This is a genomic window from Myxacorys chilensis, assembly GCF_059505265.1.
Window position 1 is genome coordinate 98,016 of sequence record NZ_JCACKG010000165.1, and the last position, 21,282, is coordinate 119,297.

21 protein-coding genes are annotated in these 21,282 nt (G+C 49.0%); 11 read left to right on the forward strand and 10 right to left on the reverse strand.

Going from position 1 to position 21,282, the window contains the following annotated elements; genetic code table 11:
- From AC5JLB_RS13595 to carA, 4 genes are all read right to left on the reverse strand, one after another.
- The coding region (locus AC5JLB_RS13595) for a hypothetical protein (protein ID WP_495874368.1) at positions 1 to 451 on the reverse strand (451 nt) is incomplete at its 3' end.
- A 145-nt stretch (positions 452 to 596) separates the two neighbouring features.
- Positions 597 to 1,064, reverse strand: coding sequence for a Mini-ribonuclease 3 (locus AC5JLB_RS13600; protein ID WP_495874369.1), 468 nt, complete (start codon positions 1,062 to 1,064; stop codon positions 597 to 599).
- A gap of 113 nt (positions 1,065 to 1,177) precedes the next feature.
- Positions 1,178 to 1,546 (reverse strand): STAS domain-containing protein, encoded by a 369-nt coding sequence (locus tag AC5JLB_RS13605; protein ID WP_495695963.1) that lies wholly within the window; start codon positions 1,544 to 1,546, stop codon positions 1,178 to 1,180.
- Between the two features lie 330 nt (positions 1,547 to 1,876).
- Positions 1,877 to 3,019, reverse strand: coding sequence for a glutamine-hydrolyzing carbamoyl-phosphate synthase small subunit (carA, locus tag AC5JLB_RS13610; protein WP_495874370.1), 1,143 nt, complete (start codon positions 3,017 to 3,019; stop codon positions 1,877 to 1,879).
- 174 nt (positions 3,020 to 3,193) lie between these two features.
- Here carA and AC5JLB_RS13615 point away from each other — a divergent pair, with 174 nt between their 5' ends.
- Positions 3,194 to 4,045, forward strand: a complete 852-nt coding sequence (locus tag AC5JLB_RS13615; RefSeq protein ID WP_495874371.1) for a retropepsin-like aspartic protease family protein — start codon at positions 3,194 to 3,196, stop codon at positions 4,043 to 4,045.
- 57 nt (positions 4,046 to 4,102) lie between these two features.
- On the opposite strand, the gene trpD is transcribed toward AC5JLB_RS13615, so the two are convergent.
- Positions 4,103 to 5,176 (reverse strand): anthranilate phosphoribosyltransferase, encoded by a 1,074-nt coding sequence (gene trpD / locus AC5JLB_RS13620; RefSeq protein ID WP_495874372.1) that lies wholly within the window; start codon positions 5,174 to 5,176, stop codon positions 4,103 to 4,105.
- A 301-nt stretch (positions 5,177 to 5,477) separates the two neighbouring features.
- Between trpD and AC5JLB_RS13625 the strand changes: the two genes are divergently transcribed.
- Complete coding sequence (locus AC5JLB_RS13625; RefSeq protein ID WP_495874373.1) at positions 5,478 to 6,554, forward strand: EAL domain-containing protein; 1,077 nt, start codon at positions 5,478 to 5,480, stop codon at positions 6,552 to 6,554.
- A 103-nt stretch (positions 6,555 to 6,657) separates the two neighbouring features.
- Here AC5JLB_RS13625 and AC5JLB_RS13630 read toward each other — a convergent pair whose 3' ends face one another.
- Positions 6,658 to 8,556 carry a glycoside hydrolase family 10-like protein gene (locus AC5JLB_RS13630; RefSeq protein WP_495874374.1) on the reverse strand — a complete coding sequence of 633 codons (1,899 nt, stop codon included), beginning with the start codon at positions 8,554 to 8,556 and terminating at the stop codon, positions 6,658 to 6,660.
- A 128-nt stretch (positions 8,557 to 8,684) separates the two neighbouring features.
- Positions 8,685 to 9,023 carry a translation initiation factor gene (locus AC5JLB_RS13635; RefSeq protein ID WP_495874375.1) on the reverse strand — a complete coding sequence of 113 codons (339 nt, stop codon included), beginning with the start codon at positions 9,021 to 9,023 and terminating at the stop codon, positions 8,685 to 8,687.
- A 289-nt stretch (positions 9,024 to 9,312) separates the two neighbouring features.
- On the opposite strand from AC5JLB_RS13635, the gene AC5JLB_RS13640 reads away from it, so the two are divergent.
- Both AC5JLB_RS13640 and AC5JLB_RS13645 read left to right on the forward strand, forming a co-directional pair.
- On the forward strand, positions 9,313 to 9,720 hold the full coding sequence (locus AC5JLB_RS13640; RefSeq protein ID WP_495695890.1) for a hypothetical protein: 408 nt from the start codon (positions 9,313 to 9,315) through the stop codon (positions 9,718 to 9,720).
- 4 nt (positions 9,721 to 9,724) lie between these two features.
- Positions 9,725 to 10,990: a glutamate-5-semialdehyde dehydrogenase gene (locus tag AC5JLB_RS13645; protein WP_495874376.1), complete on the forward strand. Its 1,266-nt coding sequence runs from the start codon at positions 9,725 to 9,727 to the stop codon at positions 10,988 to 10,990.
- A 108-nt stretch (positions 10,991 to 11,098) separates the two neighbouring features.
- On the opposite strand, the gene AC5JLB_RS13650 is transcribed toward AC5JLB_RS13645, so the two are convergent.
- Positions 11,099 to 11,929 (reverse strand): acyl-CoA desaturase, encoded by an 831-nt coding sequence (locus tag AC5JLB_RS13650; RefSeq protein ID WP_495874377.1) that lies wholly within the window; start codon positions 11,927 to 11,929, stop codon positions 11,099 to 11,101.
- A 228-nt stretch (positions 11,930 to 12,157) separates the two neighbouring features.
- Here AC5JLB_RS13650 and AC5JLB_RS13655 point away from each other — a divergent pair, with 228 nt between their 5' ends.
- The gene (locus tag AC5JLB_RS13655) at positions 12,158 to 13,387 is read left to right on the forward strand and encodes a methionine gamma-lyase family protein (protein WP_495874378.1); all 1,230 of its coding nucleotides are present in this window, start codon (positions 12,158 to 12,160) and stop codon (positions 13,385 to 13,387) included.
- Here AC5JLB_RS13655 and AC5JLB_RS13660 read toward each other — a convergent pair.
- Positions 13,384 to 13,755, reverse strand: a complete 372-nt coding sequence (locus AC5JLB_RS13660; protein WP_495874379.1) for a hypothetical protein — start codon at positions 13,753 to 13,755, stop codon at positions 13,384 to 13,386. The genes AC5JLB_RS13655 and AC5JLB_RS13660 overlap by 4 nt on opposite strands.
- A gap of 267 nt (positions 13,756 to 14,022) precedes the next feature.
- Between AC5JLB_RS13660 and AC5JLB_RS13665 the strand changes: the two genes are divergently transcribed.
- The 5 genes from AC5JLB_RS13665 (at position 14,023) to AC5JLB_RS13685 (ending at position 18,534) form a co-directional block, all read left to right on the forward strand.
- Positions 14,023 to 14,220, forward strand: a complete 198-nt coding sequence (locus AC5JLB_RS13665) for an RNA-binding S4 domain-containing protein (protein WP_495874380.1) — start codon at positions 14,023 to 14,025, stop codon at positions 14,218 to 14,220.
- A 45-nt stretch (positions 14,221 to 14,265) separates the two neighbouring features.
- Positions 14,266 to 15,075, forward strand: coding sequence for an MBL fold metallo-hydrolase (locus AC5JLB_RS13670; RefSeq protein WP_495874381.1), 810 nt, complete (start codon positions 14,266 to 14,268; stop codon positions 15,073 to 15,075).
- A 48-nt stretch (positions 15,076 to 15,123) separates the two neighbouring features.
- A complete protein-coding gene (locus AC5JLB_RS13675) occupies positions 15,124 to 15,411 on the forward strand; it encodes a 4a-hydroxytetrahydrobiopterin dehydratase (protein WP_495874382.1) in 288 nt (95 codons plus the stop codon).
- Positions 15,412 to 15,593: 182 nt separating this feature from the next.
- Complete coding sequence (locus AC5JLB_RS13680) at positions 15,594 to 16,535, forward strand: helix-turn-helix domain-containing protein (RefSeq protein ID WP_495874383.1); 942 nt, start codon at positions 15,594 to 15,596, stop codon at positions 16,533 to 16,535.
- Between the two features lie 388 nt (positions 16,536 to 16,923).
- Complete coding sequence (locus tag AC5JLB_RS13685) at positions 16,924 to 18,534, forward strand: B12-binding domain-containing radical SAM protein (protein WP_495874384.1); 1,611 nt, start codon at positions 16,924 to 16,926, stop codon at positions 18,532 to 18,534.
- Between the two features lie 160 nt (positions 18,535 to 18,694).
- Here AC5JLB_RS13685 and AC5JLB_RS13690 read toward each other — a convergent pair whose 3' ends face one another.
- Positions 18,695 to 19,654 (reverse strand): aldo/keto reductase, encoded by a 960-nt coding sequence (locus tag AC5JLB_RS13690; protein WP_495874385.1) that lies wholly within the window; start codon positions 19,652 to 19,654, stop codon positions 18,695 to 18,697.
- 267 nt (positions 19,655 to 19,921) lie between these two features.
- Here AC5JLB_RS13690 and AC5JLB_RS13695 point away from each other — a divergent pair, with 267 nt between their 5' ends.
- Positions 19,922 to 21,274: a BCD family MFS transporter gene (locus AC5JLB_RS13695; protein ID WP_495874386.1), complete on the forward strand. Its 1,353-nt coding sequence runs from the start codon at positions 19,922 to 19,924 to the stop codon at positions 21,272 to 21,274.
- The last annotated feature ends 8 nt before the right edge of the window (positions 21,275 to 21,282 follow it).

Consider the following 21,282-nt stretch of genomic DNA (forward strand, 5'->3'; position numbering starts at 1 on the left):
GGTCAAATCGCTTGCCGCCACCCGTCTCAGGTCGCCGATCTCGCGATTCAGGACGACGGCCATCGCGCTTGTCATACCCACCGCGACTGGCTCCGCCAAAATCTGAAGAATTGCTGTCAGGCCGTCTCGACCCGTCACGCGCATCTCGCCTGCCCTGATAGCCGCCACCGCGTTCGTCAAATCGGCGTTCTGGCTGACCCTCTCGATTCGCTCTGCCAAAGTCCGAAGAACTGCGATCGGAGCGTTTTTTCGGACTCTCGCGGCGCACGTCCCGATCTTCGGAGTAGTTGTCAGAATCAGAGCGATCGCGGGGTGCATCGTCATCAAATCGCTTTCGCCGCAACGTTGGCCCATTAGGACGCGAGCCGCCAACAAGGGGCCGCTTGCCTTTAAATCTAGGCTTCTTACCTGACCGATTGGGGGAGTTAAAGTTGCGCTTCTCGGTAGCCATAGTAATTTTCCTGACGAGTGAATAATCGGTCAATGGTAAAGCAACCAGTCAACGGTGAAGAGATATTCAGTTGCGATGGAAATCTAAGACGCCGAATCATGAAATCGCAAGATATCGATTCTAGCGTCTAATTTCCTTCACCTGGTCATCCCTTTATCTCTTCGTCCAGTTTCAGAGTGCTCAGTAGCTCTAGAAGGCGCGACGGATCGGTGAGGTAAAGGTAACCTACCAGTGCTTCGAGGCTTGTTGCTTGTTGATAAATTTCGGGATTAAGCCGCTTTGGGCGGTTAGAAGCAGCATTGCGACCGCGTTTGAGAATCCCTTGTTCAATCTCGGTTAGGTGAGGCAGCAGCGATCGCAAGTGATCTGCCTGTTGCTCGGCGCGGACTTGAGCGACGACTTGACGATGATAAGTGTCCGATCGTTTTGGAGGCAATAGGTAATGCTGACGAATGTAGAGTTCATAAACCGCGTCGCCCAGATAGGCTAAAGCAGCAGGGGCAAGACATTGAGCTTGAGCAGAAGACACAGATGGGTTAGCACTGAGCCGTAAACCTAAGTAACTGCCAATAAGAGGAGAGGGATCGTTAGAGATGCCTGAATTATTATCCACTGCCCTTCTGTTTATTCCAACACCCTACCTGCTCTGAACCTGACTGCTCTTCAAATCACTAAAAAACCGACTATCTAAATTATAGATAGCGGTTCTTTAGATCTAAACCAAATCTAGGCGGACTTAATATTCTCAATCGCCACATCCACTGAGGGTTGTAGCGCCAAAAACTTCTCCAAGCGTACTAATTTGACGGTCTGCGTCACTCGTGGATTGGTCACGATTTGCATCGTACCACTAGCAGACTGAGCTTTCTTAGCAATCTGTACTAATGCGCCAAGCCCGGAACTATCAATGAAATCGATAGTAGACAAGTCGAGTACGACATTTCTTGGACCATCATCAACACATTTTGACAAAACCTTGCGGAAGGTTGGCTCGGAAAATGCATCCAACAGACCTGTAAGGCGAAACAATTGATAATTATCCCTAACTTCTCGTGTGCCTCTTAGACTAACTGTTAGGGTAAGTTGCTCAGGAATAGCTCCCTCCTAGCGCTGACTTGAAATCTATGAATTCGAGGCTTAAGTATACACTCTTGTAAGGCAGTTTGCTACTACTAGGGAAGGAAATTGCAAAAGGGATGAGATGTGAAACGGTTATAGCGATCAAATTAGGTGTAACTCGTTCAGATAGCTCGGTAGCGGTGCAGACCCGTTGATCAGCTTCAATGCCATATCGTGAGAACCTGATTGATTGTGTCTCTACGAGGGCAGATCGTTCAAGCACAGGTCTACAACATCACTCACCTAACTGTCATCACCTATTGCTGCTATGCGTTGCTAGAGACCTCAGCTTGTCCCTCACCTCTTCTACTTTGCTTCCCGCATTGCTTTAACGAATTCCTCAAACAAGTAGTCCGCATCGTGGGGACCTGGACTCGCTTCTGGGTGGTACTGGACAGAAAATAGGGGAAGCGTCTTGTGGCGCAACCCGGCGATCGTTTGGTCATTCAGATTCAAATGCGTCACCTCGACCGAGGCATCAGGCAACGAGTCAGCAGCGATCGCAAAGCCGTGATTCTGACTGGTAATCTCGATTTTCTGCTTCAGTCCCGCAGGTTGATTCAGCCCGCGATGCCCAAACTTGAGCTTAAACGTTTCTGCTCCAAGAGATAACCCTAAGATTTGATGCCCCATACAAATGCCAAACACGGGCTTTTGGGCGTCTAATAGCGCTTTTGTGGTTGCAATGCCGTCTAAATTGGCTGCCGGATCGCCGGGTCCGTTCGATAGAAAAATGCCGTCAGGATTATGCTTGAGAATCTCATCGGCTGGAGTATCAGCCGGGACGACAACCACACGACAGCCATAACTCGCCAACCGACGAAGAATATTACGCTTAATACCAAAATCAAGCGCCACAACCGTCAACAGTTCTAAACTGTCGGGTAGTGCTGTAGGACTAAATTCCCACTCTTTGTCGGTGACTTCTGACCATTCATACACTTCTGGCGTTGTCACTTCTTTGACTAAGTTTAATCCCGCCATGCTAGGCGCATCTTGCACCCGCTCTAATAACTCCGACGGATCAAGAACGTCAGTCGAGATAGCTCCGTTCATAGCTCCAACCGAGCGCAGCTTGCGAGTCAGAGAACGGGTATCGATACCGTAAATGCCGACGATATTATGCTGCTTCAAGTAATCTGGCAATGATTGCGTCGATCGCCAGTTGCTGGGGCGATCACAGATGTTGCGAGCGATCGCTCCTTTAGCATGGGGTGCACTCGATTCTTCATCCTCCAGATTCACGCCCGTATTGCCTAACTCCGGGTACGTAAACGTAATAATTTGCCCCCGATAGCTCGGATCGGTCAACACTTCTTGATAGCCTGTCATGCCCGTATTGAACACAACTTCTCCAAGGGTAGTTCCCGTAGCCCCAAACGAAAAGCCCGAATACGTCGTGCCATCTGCTAAGACAAGTAATGCAGGTTGAGCGGCAGTGAGAGACATAGCACAGTTACGATAAATTCCCCTCATTATTCCACGAGTTTTTGATTTCCGGGGGGTGGCAACGGGGTTTGTTGGGAAATGTGTAAAGAGCAGACAGATTCGCGTAGGGGATGATGGTGTTCTGCTGATTTTTGGAACTCTTAAGGTAATATTCTCCCTACCTGATGTCACTCCATGCCCAAGTCTTTTCGCGCTGGCACACTCCTACTCGCGATCGCAGGCATTTTTGCCTTGAGCAACTTGGCGTGTAGTCAGATGCAGTCTGCCAAAGTAAAACCGCCACAAGCTAAAACGACTGCACCAGAACAGACGCCTGTGCCTCAAGAGACGCCTCAAGATGAGAGCTATCGACTGGCAATGGATCGCGCAGATAGTGCAAAGAGCATTACTGAATCAGCTCAGTCGCCGGAAGATTGGGAACTCGTGATCGGACGGTGGCGAGACGCGATCGCGCTGCTCAAACAAGTACCTAACGCTGATCCCAATAAAAAGTTTGCGGTTCAAAAACTTCGAGAGTATCAGCGCAACCTTGTCGTAGCAGAACGTCGAGCTAAAGGAATGGGCAAGGAGAATATCAAGGTTATTGATCCGGGGTTTAGCATCGACGCACCGATCAGCAAAGCGGAGTCAGCACCGAGTTATAGCGAGGGAGACAACGTTTATCGCGTCAAGATTAAATATCGCAAAAACCGGATTCCTGTGATTGATGTGGTGTTTAACGGCAGTCAGCGCTATGAAATGATGGTCGATACAGGCGCATCTAGCACGATGATTAACGAAGAAATGGCAGAGCGTTTGGGCGTCAAAGTCGTTGGCACAACGAAAGCCCAAACTGCTGCAGGTGTCGCAAACGTGCAGATCGGGTTTCTTCGCTCGATTGCGGTAGGAAATAATACGATCGTGGATGTGCCAGTCTCAATCGGCCCACTGGATATCGGACTACTAGGTCACGATCTGTTTGGAGACTGTGACCTCTCGATCAAACGGGACGTGGTGGAGTTCGCTCAATGTCAAAAGAATAAATGAGCCAGAAGAATAAGTGGGCAAATCATTTTTTACTTCTTTCTACTTTTTTACGTCTTTCTACTTCAGAAATGCAACGAGTTGGTTGAGTTTCTCCCAGGCTGCCCCAGAGTCTAAAATGTCGCGAGCTTGAGCGATGCCTTGCTCATAGGACGTAACCGCTTCTCCCACGTGTAGCGCTAGAGCTGCATTGAAAGCAACCACATCTCGCTGGGCAGGCGTTCCTTTTCCTTGCAGGACGGTTTGCAGAATTTCTGCATTTGTGTTTACGTCGCCACCTTTTAGATCGTCTAACGATGCAGAGACCAATCCAAATTCCTGGGGATCAAGGCTCGTGCGGTGAACCTGCTGATTTGAGAGAACCGCTAGATCGGTCAAATCGCCCAAGCCCGCTTCATCTAATCGCTCTCTGCCGTGAAGCACGATCGCCTGTTTCACACCGAGTTGGTCTAGGGCCCCTGCGATCGCGTCGAGCAAGCTGGCATCAAACACTCCAATCACTTGTCCTGTCGGACGCAGTGGATTGACCAACGGACCCAACAGATTGAAAATAGTTCTTACTTTTAATTGCTGTCTCAATGGCGCAACGGTTTTAAGCGCAGGATGCCAGCCTGGAGCGAAGAGAAACGTAATGCCGACCGCCTCGATCGCGGCTCGAATCTTGTCCGGTGACGCGCTCAAATGAATGCCCAACAATTCTAAAACATCTGCCGACCCGACTCGACTTGATGCCGATCGATTGCCATGTTTTGCCACTCGAACCCCTGCCGCCGCCGCGACAAAGGCAACCGCCGTTGAAATATTAAAGGTTGAAGCGCCATCGCCTCCGGTTCCACAAGTATCGATCAGCGGTGTGGAATGCGGGGTAAAGGAGACGGGGGAAGCCGCTTGAGCATAGATGACTTGTGCCATTCCGGCGAGTTCCGATGCCGATATGCCTTTGGCCTGAATCGCCACTAGAAGTGCGCCCGATAGAGCGGGTGGAATCGCGTCGGTTAGCCAGCCCTGCATCAGAAACGCGGCCTGCTCTAACGATAAAGACTCACGATCGAGCAATTGTTGCAATAATGTAGAAAAACTTAACGAATCTTTTGATTTTGTTAAGTTTCCATACAATGAAGAAGGTTGGATCATAAGCTATGTTGCTACTAGCACATGAGAAGTTGCTTGAGTAAACAATTTACATTACTCTGAAGGCGTAATTACGGTGTTGGAGTAATGCTTTGCGTGTACCAATCAGGACTTCAAGATTTGTAACCACTGACTCAATCTATAGATAAATTTCAGACTCGTAACTAATTACAGTAAGGTGTGGTGGCGAACAGCACAACACGTGTTTTAGGCAGTATGTATGTTGTTATATCTAGTACACCTTTGAGTCGGCCGCTCTACTGTGGTGTGAACTTATGTTATACGGCAAAGGGAACGGTTAGCTGTGCGAAACGTGGACCCGTTAAATGATTCTTTAAAACTGATTGTGCAACCCAGCGATGGGGAAGCCCATCTTGCCCTCTACCAATTGGGCTTTCAAGAAGTTCTGATGGTTCCTCAACTGCTCTATTGCACGGTTGAAGAAACTACCGTTCCAGAACTATTTCTAAAGATAATTCAGTATTTGCCAGACGATGGGCAATGTCATTCTCGATTTATTTTGACGCGATCACCGCTTAATTCTAAAGCGTTTTTGATTGAGTTCCTCAATGCTCAATCCCTACGAGACTTAACCTTATTAATCAAACACGCTTGGTTTCTACAAGTCTTAACCCAGCAGGGCTTATTTTTTACTTTCCAGCCGATTGTCGATCTTGCATCAGAACGAATCGTAGCGCATGAGTGTTTAGCACGGGCGCAGGGAGCGCGAGGCGAAGAAGTTACGGGTCAGCAACTGATTGAGGCGGCATTGCAGATGAATATGACCCAAGAGTTTGACAACGTGGCTCGAACGGCTTGCTTGGATGCGTTAGGCAAAGTATGTCAGCCGCTTAGTGAATCTGAGCCTCGCCCCACCTTTTTCATCAACGTTTTACCTAACGCGATCGCGCAAGATCCCAATTCTCTTAAGGAAAACTGTCAGCAAGTCCTTGATCTAGGATTGCGCCCTGAGCAAATTGTGTTTGAACTGACCGAAGTAGAAGCCCTTGGAGATCATCCCGATCTGCCACAACTGATTCAGCAAGTTCGAGACATGGGTTTTGGACTGGCGTTAGATGATTTAGCAAGTAACGTTGCGATCGATCACTACTGCACTCAGTTTCGCCCGGATGTGATTAAGCTTGATCGCCGGTTGGTGCATCAGTGCAGTCGCTACGAGCTTAAACAGGTGATGGTTCGGAGTTTGCTACATTTTGCTCATGAGTTAGGAATTTTAGTGCTGGCAGAAGGCTTGGAATTGCCCGAAGATATTCAGTTTTGCCAAGAGATCGGAGTAGATTTAGGTCAAGGGTTTGGATTGGGAATGCCTAAGCTCGCGCCGTGGGAAAAGTCAGCCTTGATAGAACGAATTGCCTGTTGAGAAAAGTAGCAGCAGATTTGGTAGCAGATGAAAAAGAGGAATCATCCACTACATCTACCAAATCTACTGCTAACGATTAAATGTCTTTCTTCACCGTTCTACATCACAATTCGGCTCGCTCAATTTTCGATGAAAATAGAGACTGCCAACCCGCTTTTCGCGCATCCGTCGGTTCGGGCGATTTGTTCCAAAGCGTTTCATAGAAAAAGAACGACATGCCCGAGTAGCCGCGATCGCGCACAGCTTGCACTTGTCGCTGGAGTTCGTCAATGGATCGAGGGTTGCCGGATAAGCCGCTGAGAATGCCGATCGCGGTGGGAATGCGATCGCGGGCTTGTTTCAGTTCCGGATGCGTTGCAGGCTCGATACGATCGACAAATTTTTGCCCTTGAAAATAAATTTGTGGAATTAGCTCTTCGATCAGTCCATCCTGCTGCCATTTATGCCAATCCACCAGTGCACGTTCATAAGCATAGGGCAGATCTAAGGGAGACAACCCAATGATCACGCTATTTTTGCGGGCTTTAACCGCTTGAAAAACTTGCTTCAAGACTTGTTCGATTTTGTTTGATCGCCAACGTAACCATTCTGCCCACTGCGGATCTTTTGCCAAAAATTCTGGGCACGAATCTTTCATGCCTGCGCGATCGCAGCGAGCTTTATCGTATCTTGGCGGCGACTTTCCGTTGTGTTCCTGCTGATAAAGCTTCACTGTGTAATCGTCATAGCCAAACTCCACAGGCAAGCCAAAATGATCATCGAATTGGATACCATCCACGTCATAGTTGGTCACAACTTCCGTGACTAAATCCACCATAAACTTTTGGACTTCCGGCTTCAATGGGTTAAACCAGATTGGAATTTGACGACCGTCTAATCCTCGGGGATCACCGTCTACTGAGCCATCCTGCTTCGTTGTCCACCAATCTTTGTGCTTTTGAGCGAGTTCAGAATCTTTGGGAGCAAAAAAGCCAAACTCAAACCACGGGATCACCGCTAGTCCCTTTTGATGTCCTTCGGTGATAATTTGCTTTAGCATGTCTCGCGATCGTAGTCCTGCCGCAATCTCTCTCGGGTCAACGTCAAACCCCAGATCTCGCTTCATAATTTGGCTCGGATAAAGCGTGTAGCCCCAATTCCAGACAGCAGGGTAGAGCGTATTGAAATTTAAGCGAGACAGTTCAGTGACAGCATTGCTGAGCTTAGTAGCATCGAATAAAACATCGCTGTCAATATTAGTGAGCCAAACGCCGCGAATCTCACGTTTTGCAACCGTGGAGGGAAGGTATTTTGAAGAGACTAATCCAGCGGTTTCTGGTAGAGCACGACATACCAGCGCAGCGACTTCTCCACGACTAGCGGGTTTGGTCGGTTCCAATCGTTGGGCATTGGGATAATTGACTACTAATCCTTTTTGCGTGGCCGCTGCGATCGCTCCCGCTGCATAGTTCGGGATCGTCCCCGCATCGCTATACGTTTTGAATAGATCCACGGACTGCGACGGTGCCGCCTTTAAACCACTGGCTAAAGCGGTCAGAGCTTGCGCGCGAATGATTTTGAGATCGGGTTGAAACGTTTGATCCCCAAATCCCGAGAAGAAGTTGGCGCGGTAAGCCTTTTGAATGGCATCGGCTGCCCAATAGTTTAAAGGGACATCTTTAAAAGTGATCGCTGGACGGGAAGGTGAACTGACGATCGCCGGAAATGCCTTGACTGCGATCGCGGCGAACTGAGATCGGGTCACTGTTTCATCCGGGCGGAACCGTCCATCTGGAAATCCACCAATGATTCCTCTTTGGGCCAAAGCTGCGATACAAGGTTGCGCCCAGTGAGTTTGAATGTCCGTAAACTGAACTTGGGCCGTAGTCGATTTGACAGAAAAAACGCTAATTACGGTGACTACAAAAATAAAAACCAAGCCCGTGTGTCTTACAGAGTCTAGCCTGACTATCTGCCGCACAAACGCTTCAAACACTCGAAAAAGCTGTCGAAAAAGCTGCATCGTGAACCACCCCAACGGTGAAGTTATCCCTGAAACTACTGAATACTCTCTCACCGAAACGAGAATCAGAGATAATTTGTTACACAACTCTTAAATCAAATCGCAGCTAGAAAACTCGTGATGATCACCTACTTGCCTCCGCTAACTTTGGCCTTGTAGCCCAACCCAACTAAACTTTGTAACAGCTTTTGAGCGTGGTCGCCCTGAATCTCGATCGTGGTCTCCTTCGCGGTGCCACCTGTGCCGCACTGCGCTTTTAGCGTCTTCGCCAAATTGGTCAGCGTCTCTGGCTTATGCTGAAATCCTGTGATCACCGTCACCGTTTTCCCGCCTCGCCCTTTGCGCGACACTTGAATTCTCACCTCCTGCTGAGGCGGCGGCAAATCTGGTACAGCCCGTTCTGTGGCCGGTGAGTCCCCAAACTCAGACCAAACTTTTCGTTCTGACGGTTTTGATTGCTTAGCCATGAATTAAGAACTAGATTAGGAACTGGGACAAACTGCGATCGCAATCTCAACTGAATCTTAAGGCAGGGTCAGTCAGCGAAGCGAGAGTGATAAGATTTTCATCATAGCGAGTAGTGTCCTTTAACCTCTAGTGTCATTTAGCCTGTTTAGGCCGTGTTGTAGAAAGACCGTGTTATAGAAGTTACTGCGCTCCTCTAGACGTTGCTCTGCACCCCCCTGCAGAGCTTGACGAAAACCCATCGCAACTTTAGCTCAATCTCTTTAAGAAACTCTGGTTTCTGTATTACTCGTGCAGACACAAAAGCCGAACAAAATCGAATTTAACACTGATTATCCTTGTCCCTGTCGGCGGCGAGGACGCTTGACGCCGATTACGTTAACCGAAGCCTTTGGCTGCACTCGCTGTCAGCAAATTTTTGTTGTTGAAGACAACGGTTATGTGATTGAACAGTTGTCTACGACCTATCCTTATAAGCGATCGTGGCGTTGGACAGGACAGCAATGGAACGTCGTTCATCCTGGCTTGGGAGATAGCTATTTGCCCTTAGCATTAGGGATATTACTGGTGCTGCTGAGCATTTGGCTACCCGTAGCCCTCCATTCTCCTTCTGGAGCGCATATAATCTTGTGGGCGATCGTGGCGTTAGTGCTGGCGATCTTGCCTGCGCTTATGGTTTGGTTAGCTTATCGACGGTAGCCCGATGACTGAAGCATCTTTGGAGGGAGCGATTGACCCGTTGGCAGCCTTGCGAGAGGCCTATGCTGTGTCATGGGACGTCACGAATATTAGCGGACTCACCCGCAGCCAGGCCGTTCAAACCATGGCGCATGCTCTGAAGAGCCAACAGAATGAAATTTTAGAGGCGAATACGTTAGACCTGGAAATCAGCCGCGAAATGGCGGTTCCAGAGCTACTGCTGGACTGGCTAAAGCTGACTCCAGAGCGGTTACAGACGGCAATTCAAATTTTAGAGCGTTTGAGCGAGCTACCCGATCCCATCGGTCGGGTAATGACTGGAAATTTTCAGGTTGATCAGTGTCAGACCTACTCGCAGTTAATGCCCTTGGGTGTGATTGCTCTCGTCTATGAGGCGTTTCCCGAACTCGGTGCGATCGCGGCGGGCTTGTGTATCAAAACTGGTAACTGTCTCATTCTCAAGGGTGGTAGTGAAGCGAGCCATTCTAATAGTGTAATTGCTCAAGCCCTGAGGGGCGCGTTGGAAGATTCAGGCATCCCAACCGCAAGTTTGCAGCTTCTACCCGCTGAACAAGGCACTTCGATTCGAGAATTGGTCACTCAAGATCGCTACTTGAACTTGGTGATTCCCTATGGCAGACCTGGTTTAGTCCAGCAGGTGGTTCGTCAAGCGACCGCTCCAGTTCTGCGATCGACGATGGGGAATTGCTACCTATACTGGTCGTCATCGGGCAGTTTGGACATGGCGCGATGGATGATTCTAGACAGCCACCAGAGTGAGCCTGACCCGGTGAATGCGATCGAGAAAGTCTTAATTCACCGGCAGCAAAATCCGTCGTCGGTGACGATGTTATGGAATAGTTTGAGAGAAAAGGGGTTTCAGCTTCGCGGCGATGCAGAACTTGTCGAGGAATTTCCAGACTTAATCTTGGCTGAAGAATCAGAGTGGTCGCAAGCGTATCTCGATCGCGTGATTAGCTTTAAGGCGATGGATGGAATGGGAGAGGCGATCGATTGGATTAATCAGCACAGTAGCGGTCATGCCGATTGCCTCGTCACAGAGTCTTACCAAGAAAGTCGGCGGTTTGCGCTGGGAGTCTACAGTGCTTCGACCTACATTAATGCGTCGCCCCGGTTCTATCGCAACCCGAAGCGAGGGGATGCTATTTTTCTCGGCATGTCAAATCAGAAAGGACATCGCAGAGGATTGATCGGGTTAGAGACCTTCACCACCATGAAGCACATTATTCAAGGCATGGGGCAGGGGTAGATCAGGAGGAATAAGGTGCGACATGCAATCGCGATCGCAACCGAAAAAAATTGGGTCACAGCATCGCCGCAACCCAACTCGATTAAACCGTTAAGAACATGTCATTCGTTACGATGACGTTTCCGTGTTCTCAACTAACTTCACCTTGGTTGCTAAGCCTAGTGCCTGCAACAGCCGAATCGTCATCCAGGTCATATCAAATTCCCACCACTTCATGCCGTGACGAGCAGAGTACTGATAAGCGTGGTGATTGTTGTGCCATCCTTCCCCATAGGTTAACAGCGCCACCCACCAGCAATTGGTAGAATTATCGCCTGAGTCATAGGTACGGTAGCCAAATCTGTGCGTTGCACTGTTCACCAACCACGTGCAGTGGTAAACCAGCACCAAACGGGCAAACACGCCCCACACAACGAATGACCAGCCGCCGATTAAGTACAGCACAACTCCAAGCGCTACTTGAATCAGCAAAAAGTAATCATCCAAAAACTTGTAAACCGGGTCGTCTGCAATGTCCTTTGTGAACTTCGGAATTTCTTGAACGGCAGGGACATCGTGAATCATCCAATCCATGTGGCTCCACCAGAATCCCTTCTTAGAATCATGGTGATCGACATCTTCATCGGAGTGTAAGTGGTGATGGCGATGTAACCCCACCCACCAGATAGGCCCGCCTTGCACCGCTAGCGTTCCAAAGAACACGAGTAGATACTCTAACCACTTGGGCGTCTGGAAACTGCGGTGAGTCACCATTCTGTGCCAGCCCAGAGTAATTCCCAGTCCGCCTGTCACCCAGTACAGAACTGCCGCTAAGCCAACGGCTGACCAACTGAAATTGCTGGGTAGCAGCGCAAACAGCGCGCCTACATGAACCGCCACCATAAAAAGGAAGGTAGCCCAATCAAAACTAAGCTGAGTTTTTTGAGTTGCAACAGTCATGAAAAAGTCTCGAACGATAGTGTCCTAGTTGGTGCGACCTCTGCCCAGTAGTTAAAGACGAGCGGACGGGGAGAGTACTATAATAATTCTCCTTGTCCGGTTGCTCCTAAAGTTCAACGCTGTCTCAATTCATTGATCGCGCTGGACAGGATTCCAAACGGGGCAAAATGGTTCGCAATCTCTACTGTAAACGTTTTTTAACGTTTGTGAATAATTAAAAGAGGCAGGATGGACGGCTCAACGCTAGTACAACAAGCAGAACACTCGCTCTCCGAAACGTTCTCAACTATTGATGCTCAAGTCAAGAAAAACCTCCGTCGAGTGATGAGTGCTTACCGCAACCATCGGGTTGGAGTACACCATTTTGCAGGGGTTACAGGCTACGGGCACGATGATCTGGGGCGAGAAGTATTGGATCGTGTCTTCGCCGAAATTGTTGGTGCAGAAGCCGCGATCGTTCGGGTACAGTTTGTGTCGGGGACTCACGCGATCGCGGCGGCGCTCTATGGGGTTTTGCGCCCTGGCGATGAGCTACTTTCCGTTGCTGGTGCGCCTTACGATACCCTTGAAGAGGTGATTGGTATCCGGGGTAAGGCTCAAGGCTCCTTAAAGGACTTCGGAATTTCTTATCGACAGTTAGAACTCACGTCAGAAGGAGCTATCGATTGGCAAGCGTTAAGGTCTGCAATCCAGCCCCACACTTGCATGGTGACGATCCAGCGATCGTGCGGCTACTCTTGGAGACCAAGCCTATCGATTGAGGACATCGAAAAGATTGTGTTCTATGTCAAACAGCAAAATCCGAACACGGTTTGCTTTGTAGATAACTGCTACGGCGAGTTTGTGGATGAGCGGGAACCGACTGCTGTCGGAGCCGATTTGATGGCAGGGTCGCTGATCAAAAATCCGGGAGGCACGATCGTAGCAGCAGGAGGATACATTGCAGGTCGCGCCGATTTGGTTGAACTGGCCGCGTGTCGATTAACGGCTCCTGGAGTGGGTAGTTCTGGCGGAGCAACGTTTGATCAAAATCGCTTGTTGTTTCAGGGCTTGTTTCTTGCACCGCAAATGGTGGGGGAAGCAAAAAAAGGCAATCATTTGACAGCGTATGTTTTTGACCAGTTAGGCTATCCGGTGAATCCGGCTCCCTTGGCGGCGCGTCGGGATGTGATTCAAGCCATAAAACTAGGATCGCCCGAAAAAGTGATTGCATTCTGCCGCGCCATTCAACAGCATTCCCCGATTGGGTCTTACCTAGACCCAGTTCCATCAGGAATGCCAGGGTATGAAAGCGAGTTGGTGATGGCAGGCGGCACGTTTATTGATGGCAGCACATCAGAATTTTCGGCAGATGGCCCCTTGCGAGAACCCTACACTATGTTTTGTCAGGGAGGAACGCATTGGACACATGTTGCGATCGCGCTCGAAGCTGCCATCAACGCGGTTGGTGCTGCCTAATCGTGATGCACGAACTCCAGTTCTTCATCTTCCCAGCAAGGTTCGGGGGTTAGCTTTGCTAGAGCGAGATCGAGATCGGCTTCAACTTCCGACATCTCGTATCGGTCAAACAAAAACGTAAGCGCTGAAAGATCGTCATCTCCGATCGCAGGAAGCGAGTCTGGGTGAGTCACTCGACCTGATACCGAGAAGCGATCGTTTTTTATAGGCTGTTCGTCTCGATCAGCATTAAAACGCGAGGAAGGTTCTCTTGTATCAAGATCACGCTCAACCTCATGACGGTGATGAGAGGTCGCGTCGGTTTCTAAGGGCACAGATGGAGATCGATTTGCGAGAGATGCATTCTCGCTAGAGGAGGCGTCTAGCATGAACTGGTTGCTCCGTAAAATTAGCTGGGGAACTGATAACCCAAGGTCAAACAGAAAGGAATGATCTGAACACACTCTATCTCTAGCTACCGTAAAACCCCTGAGGTAGCGAGGTCAATAAAATCTCTAATTATTTAAGTATTAGATGCCAGACGATGGGGTTGGTGCTATTTATAACGCTCAAACGACTGACGTGATGAATTCCCTCGTTACGGAGAGTTGTCAAATCGCGATAGAGTAAAGTTCAAAGGCTAGGTTCAAGTCAATATGAATGGCGAAGAGACAATTAAGCTCGACCAATTTCTTAAATTAGTTGGCATTGCTCAGACTGGAGGACAGGCAAAGTTTCTGATTCAAGACGGAGAAGTGCGGGTAAATGGCAAAATTGAAACCCAACGCGGACGAAAATTAGGCAACGGCGACCAGGTGACAACGCTGGGAGAAACTTTTGAGGTAAATTTGTAGCCAATCTTTTAAGCTTGAGATGGGCATTCAGGTTTAGGGATTTCGATGATGTATTTAACGTGGTTAGATAATAATTCTTGGCTAATCGAGCTGGCGGGGAAGCGAATATTGCTTGATCCGTGGCTAGTTGGTGATTTGATATTTGCTAATCTAACCTGGCTGTTTCGCGGCTCACGATCGCGCGATCGCGCTATTCCAGAAGACATCGATCTGATTCTATTGTCTCAAGGTATTGAAGATCACGCTCATCCCGAAACGTTGAAACAGTTAGATAAGTCAATTCCCGTAGTAGCGTCGCCCAGTGCCGCTAAAGTCGCTTCATCCCTCGGATTTGATCAGGTCATTGCCCTTGCTCACGGCGAAACCTTCACCCTAGCAGACCAGGTTCAAATCTTAGCAACCGTCGGTGCTCTAGTCGGTCCGACGACGAAAGAGAATGGTTATCTATTTACAGCACTGGACACGGGAATGAAGCTTTATTATGAGCCTCACGGATTCCATGACTCTAGGCTAAAGAAATTTGCACCAATTGATGTCGTGATCACGCCTCAAATCGATCTAGCATTGCCAATAGTTGGTTCTATCATCAAAGGCAATCAGAACGGACTGAAACTCGCGCAAGCTGTTCACCCTCAAGTGATGATCCCAACTGCTGCCGGAGGCGATATCACGTTCGCGGGAGTGTTAGTGTCAATGCTAAACACGATTGGCTCACCGAACGAATTTCGAGAGAAATTAGCGCAACATCACCCAACGACACAAGTAGTAGAACCCAAACCTGGCGTTTCCTACGAAGTTGCGATCGGCACCAATCGTACCGAACTCTCTGTCAAACCTGCCGCCCTGAGTACTTGAGGCCGTGTAGTTATTCTCATCCCTATTGTTGACCCCCTCTCTTCAGCTATGACTCTTCCAAAACTCTCCCCCTCAGAGTTAGAGGCTCACCTCGCGCAACTTGACGGTTGGACGGTGAAAGACGGCAAATTGCACAAAGAATTCAAATTCGCTTCATTTGTTGAAGCGTTTGGGTTTATGTCTAGTCTGGCCTTGGTGTCAGAATCGATGGGGCATCATCCCGAATGGTTCAATGTTTACAACCGCCTCACCATCGATCTCACCACTCATGATTCAGGTGGAATCACTGACAATGATGTGCATTGGGCGCAAAAAGCCAACCAATTATCTACGTAACACTGAAATTCGTTAAAAACTTGCCCGAACTTTTCAAACCCATCCTGAAGGCCGAACAATCTAGCGAAAAAAGAACGTAAAGAGAATTCGGATTCTGTATTTCCTCGCAACCGAGCCTAACCACGGTTGCCGGAGTACGGGAGATCGGCGTTGAGTAGATTATATTTTTTGAGGATGGGGAGATGTTGGCACAAGATACCGCCTTCTGTTTTGGAGTTCCAAGCAATACCGATACAGCCGAACTGCCAATAGAAGGATTTAAGCAACTGCTGAGTCAAGTTGAAGCGGAGCTATACCAGAGTGATGTTTTTCGAGGCGCGATGGCGCGGTTAGAAGAAGCCCAAAATGAAGCGGCCAGCGTTCAATTTTTGTTAAAAAGCGTAGGACGGGAAGCAATTCGCTTAGCCTTGCGGCAAGTGGTTCAGCAGCCAGACACAGTAGAAGCACCTTTAGCAGAGGTCAAGCCTCAAGCACCAGTGCAGGTTCAGAAACCTAGAATTGAGTCTTCAGATGACTCTGATCCTGATCTGCTCAACCTTGTTCCAGGCTGGCGCAAACGAGCTAATCCATCTCATCGAATTGATCTCGAAGAACAGCAACGGCAAGTCGGATTAAATCATTTAGGCGATCGAATTCGTACTGCACGAGAAGCACAACTGATGTCACTGGAAGAATTGCGTAGCAAGACGCTTGTGCCATTGCACCAACTCCAAGCGATCGAGTCAGGGCACGGCGCTCATTTGCCGGAAGACATTTATCTGCGTGGTTTCATTCGTCGCATCGCAAAAGCTCTGAATCTCAACCCTGAGCAATTATTAGATACTGTGCCTACTCCCGATCCGGTAAAAGCAATCTTGCCGTCTTGGTATCATCCTCAAACCAAGTCTTCTCCCATTAGTTTCGGTCATCTTGCTCTCCGTCCAGCACATCTTTATGTAGGGTATGCTGCCCTGCTAGCGGGGGGTGTAGCATGGCTTTCTCATCAGCCTGCTCCCGCTCCTCTGCCTAACGCGATCGATTTAAATTCGCCGCGGGTGACGACTCCAAATGCTAAATCTCAGAGTAACCAATCCCGCTCTGCAAATGTGACCCTCAATGTCGCACCTCCAGAAACTTTGAGATAACTCAGAGCCAGGTCTTGAGGACGTTACGGGGTATCGTTCTCAAGGCAAACTCCAATTCTGGTCAGTAACATATCATTGCAAACCTTTTCGTTAGATTACCAAATGCTACTTCAAATTCTATTTTGTGTTTGGATGGAAACACGTCTACGGCGACTCAAAGGTAGTCATCGTTTCCTTCAAAACAGCGTTTTAGGTAGTCATCTTCCAAAACGTCGTTTTAGGCAGATATCGCAATGGTTTGCGGCTTGATCTAAACCCCGGTAGCGCTAAATTTACAACAGACTCACCATCACAAAAACGCATCAAAAGATGAATCGCTAAGCCGCAATATAGACATAACATGAAGGTGAATCTCAATTCGTGTCCATTCCACTTACAAGGACAGAATATGAAGGCACTGTTACTCTACCCCTGCTTTCCTCAAACGTTTTGGTCTTACGATCGCTTCATGGAAATGGCAAATCTCAAGGCGTCCATTCCGCCCTTGGGAATCATCACCGTTGCGGCATTGTTGCCCGAAGAGTGGGAGATTCGCTTTTATGATCGCAATGTCAGCCCTGAAACCGATGCGGATTGGGATTGGTGTGACCTTGTGATTCTTTCAGCGATGTTAGCGCAAAAAGCAGATTTTCATCATCTGATCCAGAAAGCGGTGCAGGAGGGCAAGAAAGTTGCGGTGGGCGGACCCTATCCTACCTCCGTTCCACAAGACGCGATCGCATCGGGCGCACATTACTTAATCTTGGATGAAGGCGAAATCACTGTACCGATGTTTTTGGAAACAATCGAGCAGGAGTCCCACTCTAAAGACGCATCGCCCTCACCTAGAGTGTTTCGAGCCAGCGAGAAACCTGATGTAACACTCAGCCCGATGCCTCGCTTTGACTTGCTCAAGATGGATGAATACCTGATGATGGCGATTCAGTTTTCGCGCGGCTGCCCGTTTAACTGTGAATTCTGCGACATCATCACGCTTTATGGACGCAAGCCCCGCACGAAGAACCCAGATCAGGCATTAGCGGAGCTACAAACTCTTTATGATTTGAGTTGGCGCGGCTCTGTGTTCATCGTCGATGATAACTTTATTGGCAATCAGCGCAATGTCAAACGATTCTTGCGGGAGCTGATCCCCTGGATGAGATCGCACAACTACCCGTTCACGTTTCTCACCGAAGCCTCTGTTAATCTAGCTGAAGATGCTGAGATGCTGGATCTAATGACACAGGCAGGATTCTATGGCGTTTTTCTGGGCATTGAAACACCCGACCAAGACAGTTTGGAAGTGACCCACAAATATCAGAACACGCGTCACTCTCTCACGGAGGCATGTAACACCATCACCAAAGCAGGACTGCTAATTTATGCTGGGTTTATTATTGGGTTTGACGGTGAGCGAGACGGCGCAGGCGATCGCATTCAAGCCTTTGTTGAAGAGACAAGCATTCCGCAGCCAATGTTAGGGGTGTTGCAAGCCTTGCCCAATACGGCCTTGTGGACTCGTCTAGATCAGGAACAACGTCTCTTTCAAACGAGCCACGGAGCGCTGGAAGTTGGGGATCAAAATACACTCATGAACTTTACCCCGACCCGTCCCCTCGGTGATATTGCCAAGGAATATCTCACCGCACTTTGGACGATGTACGAACCTACCAATTATCTGAAACGCTGTTTTCAGCATTGCCTAGAAATCACCCCGAATCCTAGACTCCAGCAAACTATGCACTTTCCACCCGGTAAAGGACTGAGGCTAATGAGCCAATTGCTTTGGTTGCAAGGCATTCGTCGCCCTGGCATTCGGATGCAGTTTTGGCGACAGTTGTGGGTGATTTTGACTCAAAAACCGCAATTTTTGAATGTGTACCTTGGCTTATGCGCAACAGGTGAACATTTTTTGGAGTACCGAGCGATCGCACGAGAGCGAATTTCGCAGCAACTCGGCTACGACCCGCTAAGTTCTGACGCGATCGCGTCAGAGCCTTCTAGTCTTGTTCATGTTTAGCAAGCCTGTCTCATTGCTAAGCATCATCTGTAAATAAGCATCATCCGTAAAGTTGCCCTCAACTCTTCTCTTCTCTTTCGGGAGAAGGGAGCAGCGTTCCCCTCCCTATGAAAAGGGTTAAGGCGAGGGCAAATCCTGGTCTTAACTTAATCCACAGTCCTTATCGGTACGATCGCGTCAACACATCGAGTTGCGTCCATTCGTCATCGCTCATCGCCCAGCCCATCGCCCCCGCATTTTGCCGCGCCTGCTTTGCATTTTTAGCCCCCGGAAGCGGAATCACATTCCCTTGAGCAATCAGCCAATTTAGCGCAACTTGGGCAGGCGTGCGATCGTGGGTTTCGCCAATCTGCTGCAATTTCTGTACGATTGGTGCGAGCCGCTCTAACCCGTGTTGGCTAAATTTCGGGTCAAGCTTGCGAGCGCCTGTGACTTGGTTGGCATTGTCCGGCGTGTATTTTCCGGTCAACAGCCCTTGTGCCAACGGACTATAGGCCAAGATTGTGACGTTCAACTCGCGGGCAGTCTCTAAGATTCCGTTGGTCTCGATTTCGCGATTGATTAAGGCATAGCGCACTTGATTCACGGCCAGAGGAACACCCTTTGCGGCAAGGTAGCCCTGAGCTTCGCGCATCTGACTTGCAGAATAATTGCTGACGCCGATCGCACCAATTCTACCGCGTTTCACTTCGTCTGTTAACGCGTCCATCAAGGTTTTCTTGCCCATGAAGAAATCGAACGGCATGTGAACTTGGTAGAGCGCGATGTGATCGACTTGTAAGCGGCTGAGGCTGCTTGTAATAGCGTCATGCACCGATTGCGCTGAGAATCGCCACGGCAACGGCATGTATTTGGTGGCAATGGAAACAGGTTGCCCAGTCTGTTTCATAAACTGACCCAAAAACTGTTCCGATTTGCCAAAGCCATAAATTTCTGCTGTATCGAAGAAATTGACTCCGGCCGCGATCGCGGCTTCAAAGGCTTCTCGCAGTTGTGGTTCACTATATTCTTTACCGTAGTTCCAAAATAATGAATCGCCCCAAGCCCAAGTACCAACGGCAATTGGGGGCACGACGACATCCGTTGTGCCTAAGGTGAGCGTTTGAGTTGTGGTTTCCATAGAATCCTTTGTAAAACTTCCTTTACACATTCTCTTTACATAGTGTAACAATCGCTCCTAAAGAACTCACTATCGCAAGGCTGAAGCTATGCTTTTGTTGAGCCGACGCAAACAATGCCTCTTCAACCTGATAGCTTAGAGAATGCACAATTAAGACTCGTCTAGAATCATTTTTAGAAGGCTTTGATCGCCATGGAAACCAATAATTTTTCAGATTCATCCCTAGGCGGGAACAGCGTCAGGCTGCCTCGATTGAGTATCCTCACTATGGTTCGGTTGGGTCTCTTTCAGATGGGACTTGGCATGATGTCGGTGCTGGTGTTTGGCGTACTCAATCGCGTGTTGATTCGAGAATTGGGAGTGCCCGCGACGATCGCCACGGTGATTTTGGCATTAACGCTGTTTGTGGCCCCGGCTCGGATTGTGTTTGGGCAACTCTCTGACTCAAAGCCGCTTTGGGGAATGCACCGGACGAACTATGTTTTGATCGGAGCCGCGAGTTTGGCAATTTTGGCTTATCTCACGGTTCAGGTGATGTGGCAAGCGGGAGCGAGTTTGCAAGCAACGGGCTGGACGACTCAAACCTATAGTTGGTTAGGCTTTCTCGCGCTGATGTTCGGGCTATACGGAATTGCCGTGAGTGCTTGCTCTACGCCATTTGCAACGCTGTTGGTGGATGTGACTGAAGAAGATGATCGCTCGAAGATTATCGCGATCGATTGGTCGATGCTAATTGGCGGAACCATTATTGGAGCGATTATTATTGGCGTTTTGCTGAAAAAGCTTTCGATTGATGCCTCGATCGAAGCGATTCAGGCGGCGGTGAATCGATTGTTTATCATTGTGCCGCTAATCGTCTTGGGTCTGGCGTGGATCGCCACCTGGGGCGTTGAGCGCAAGTATTCACGGTTTGCCTCGCGATCGGTGATCAATACCGAGGGCAAGCTTTCGCTAGGGCGAGCGTGGCGAATTCTAACCGCTAGTCGCCAAACTCAGCTATTTTTTACGTTTCTAGTCGCTATGACGTTGGGCTTGTTTATGCAAGATCCGGTGTTAGAAACCTATGGCGGCGATGTGTTTAAGATGCCGATTGGTGCAACCGCCAGCCTCAATGCATTCTGGGGAACTGGAACAGTCGTTGGAATTATGATTGCAGGCTTTCTGATGAGTCCACGAATCGGCAAACGCCGAACGGCAAAGTGGGGCTGTTTATTAACTGCCGCCTCTCTGATTTGGGTGATTCTCGCAGGATTTACGGCGAATCCTAAAGCGTTGCAGGTAGCGCTTTTGATTTTTGGTTTAGCCTCTGGTGTAACCACCACTGGAGCGCTGACGCTAATGCTCGACTTCACGGCGGCAGAAACGGCAGGGACATTTATCGGCGCGTGGGGATTATCTCAAGCGTTGGCGAAAGGATTGTCTACTGTGATCGGTGGAGCCGCGCTTGATATAGGTAAACGGCTGACGCCTAATCTTGTCATTGCGTATGGATTAGTGTTTACGTTGCAGGCATGCTGTATGTTTTTAGCGGTTTGGTTGCTTGGTCGAGTCAGCGTGCAAGAGTTTCGCGCGAATGCAAAAGATGCGATCGCGGCAGTCATCCAAAACGATGCTGACTAGGACAGACT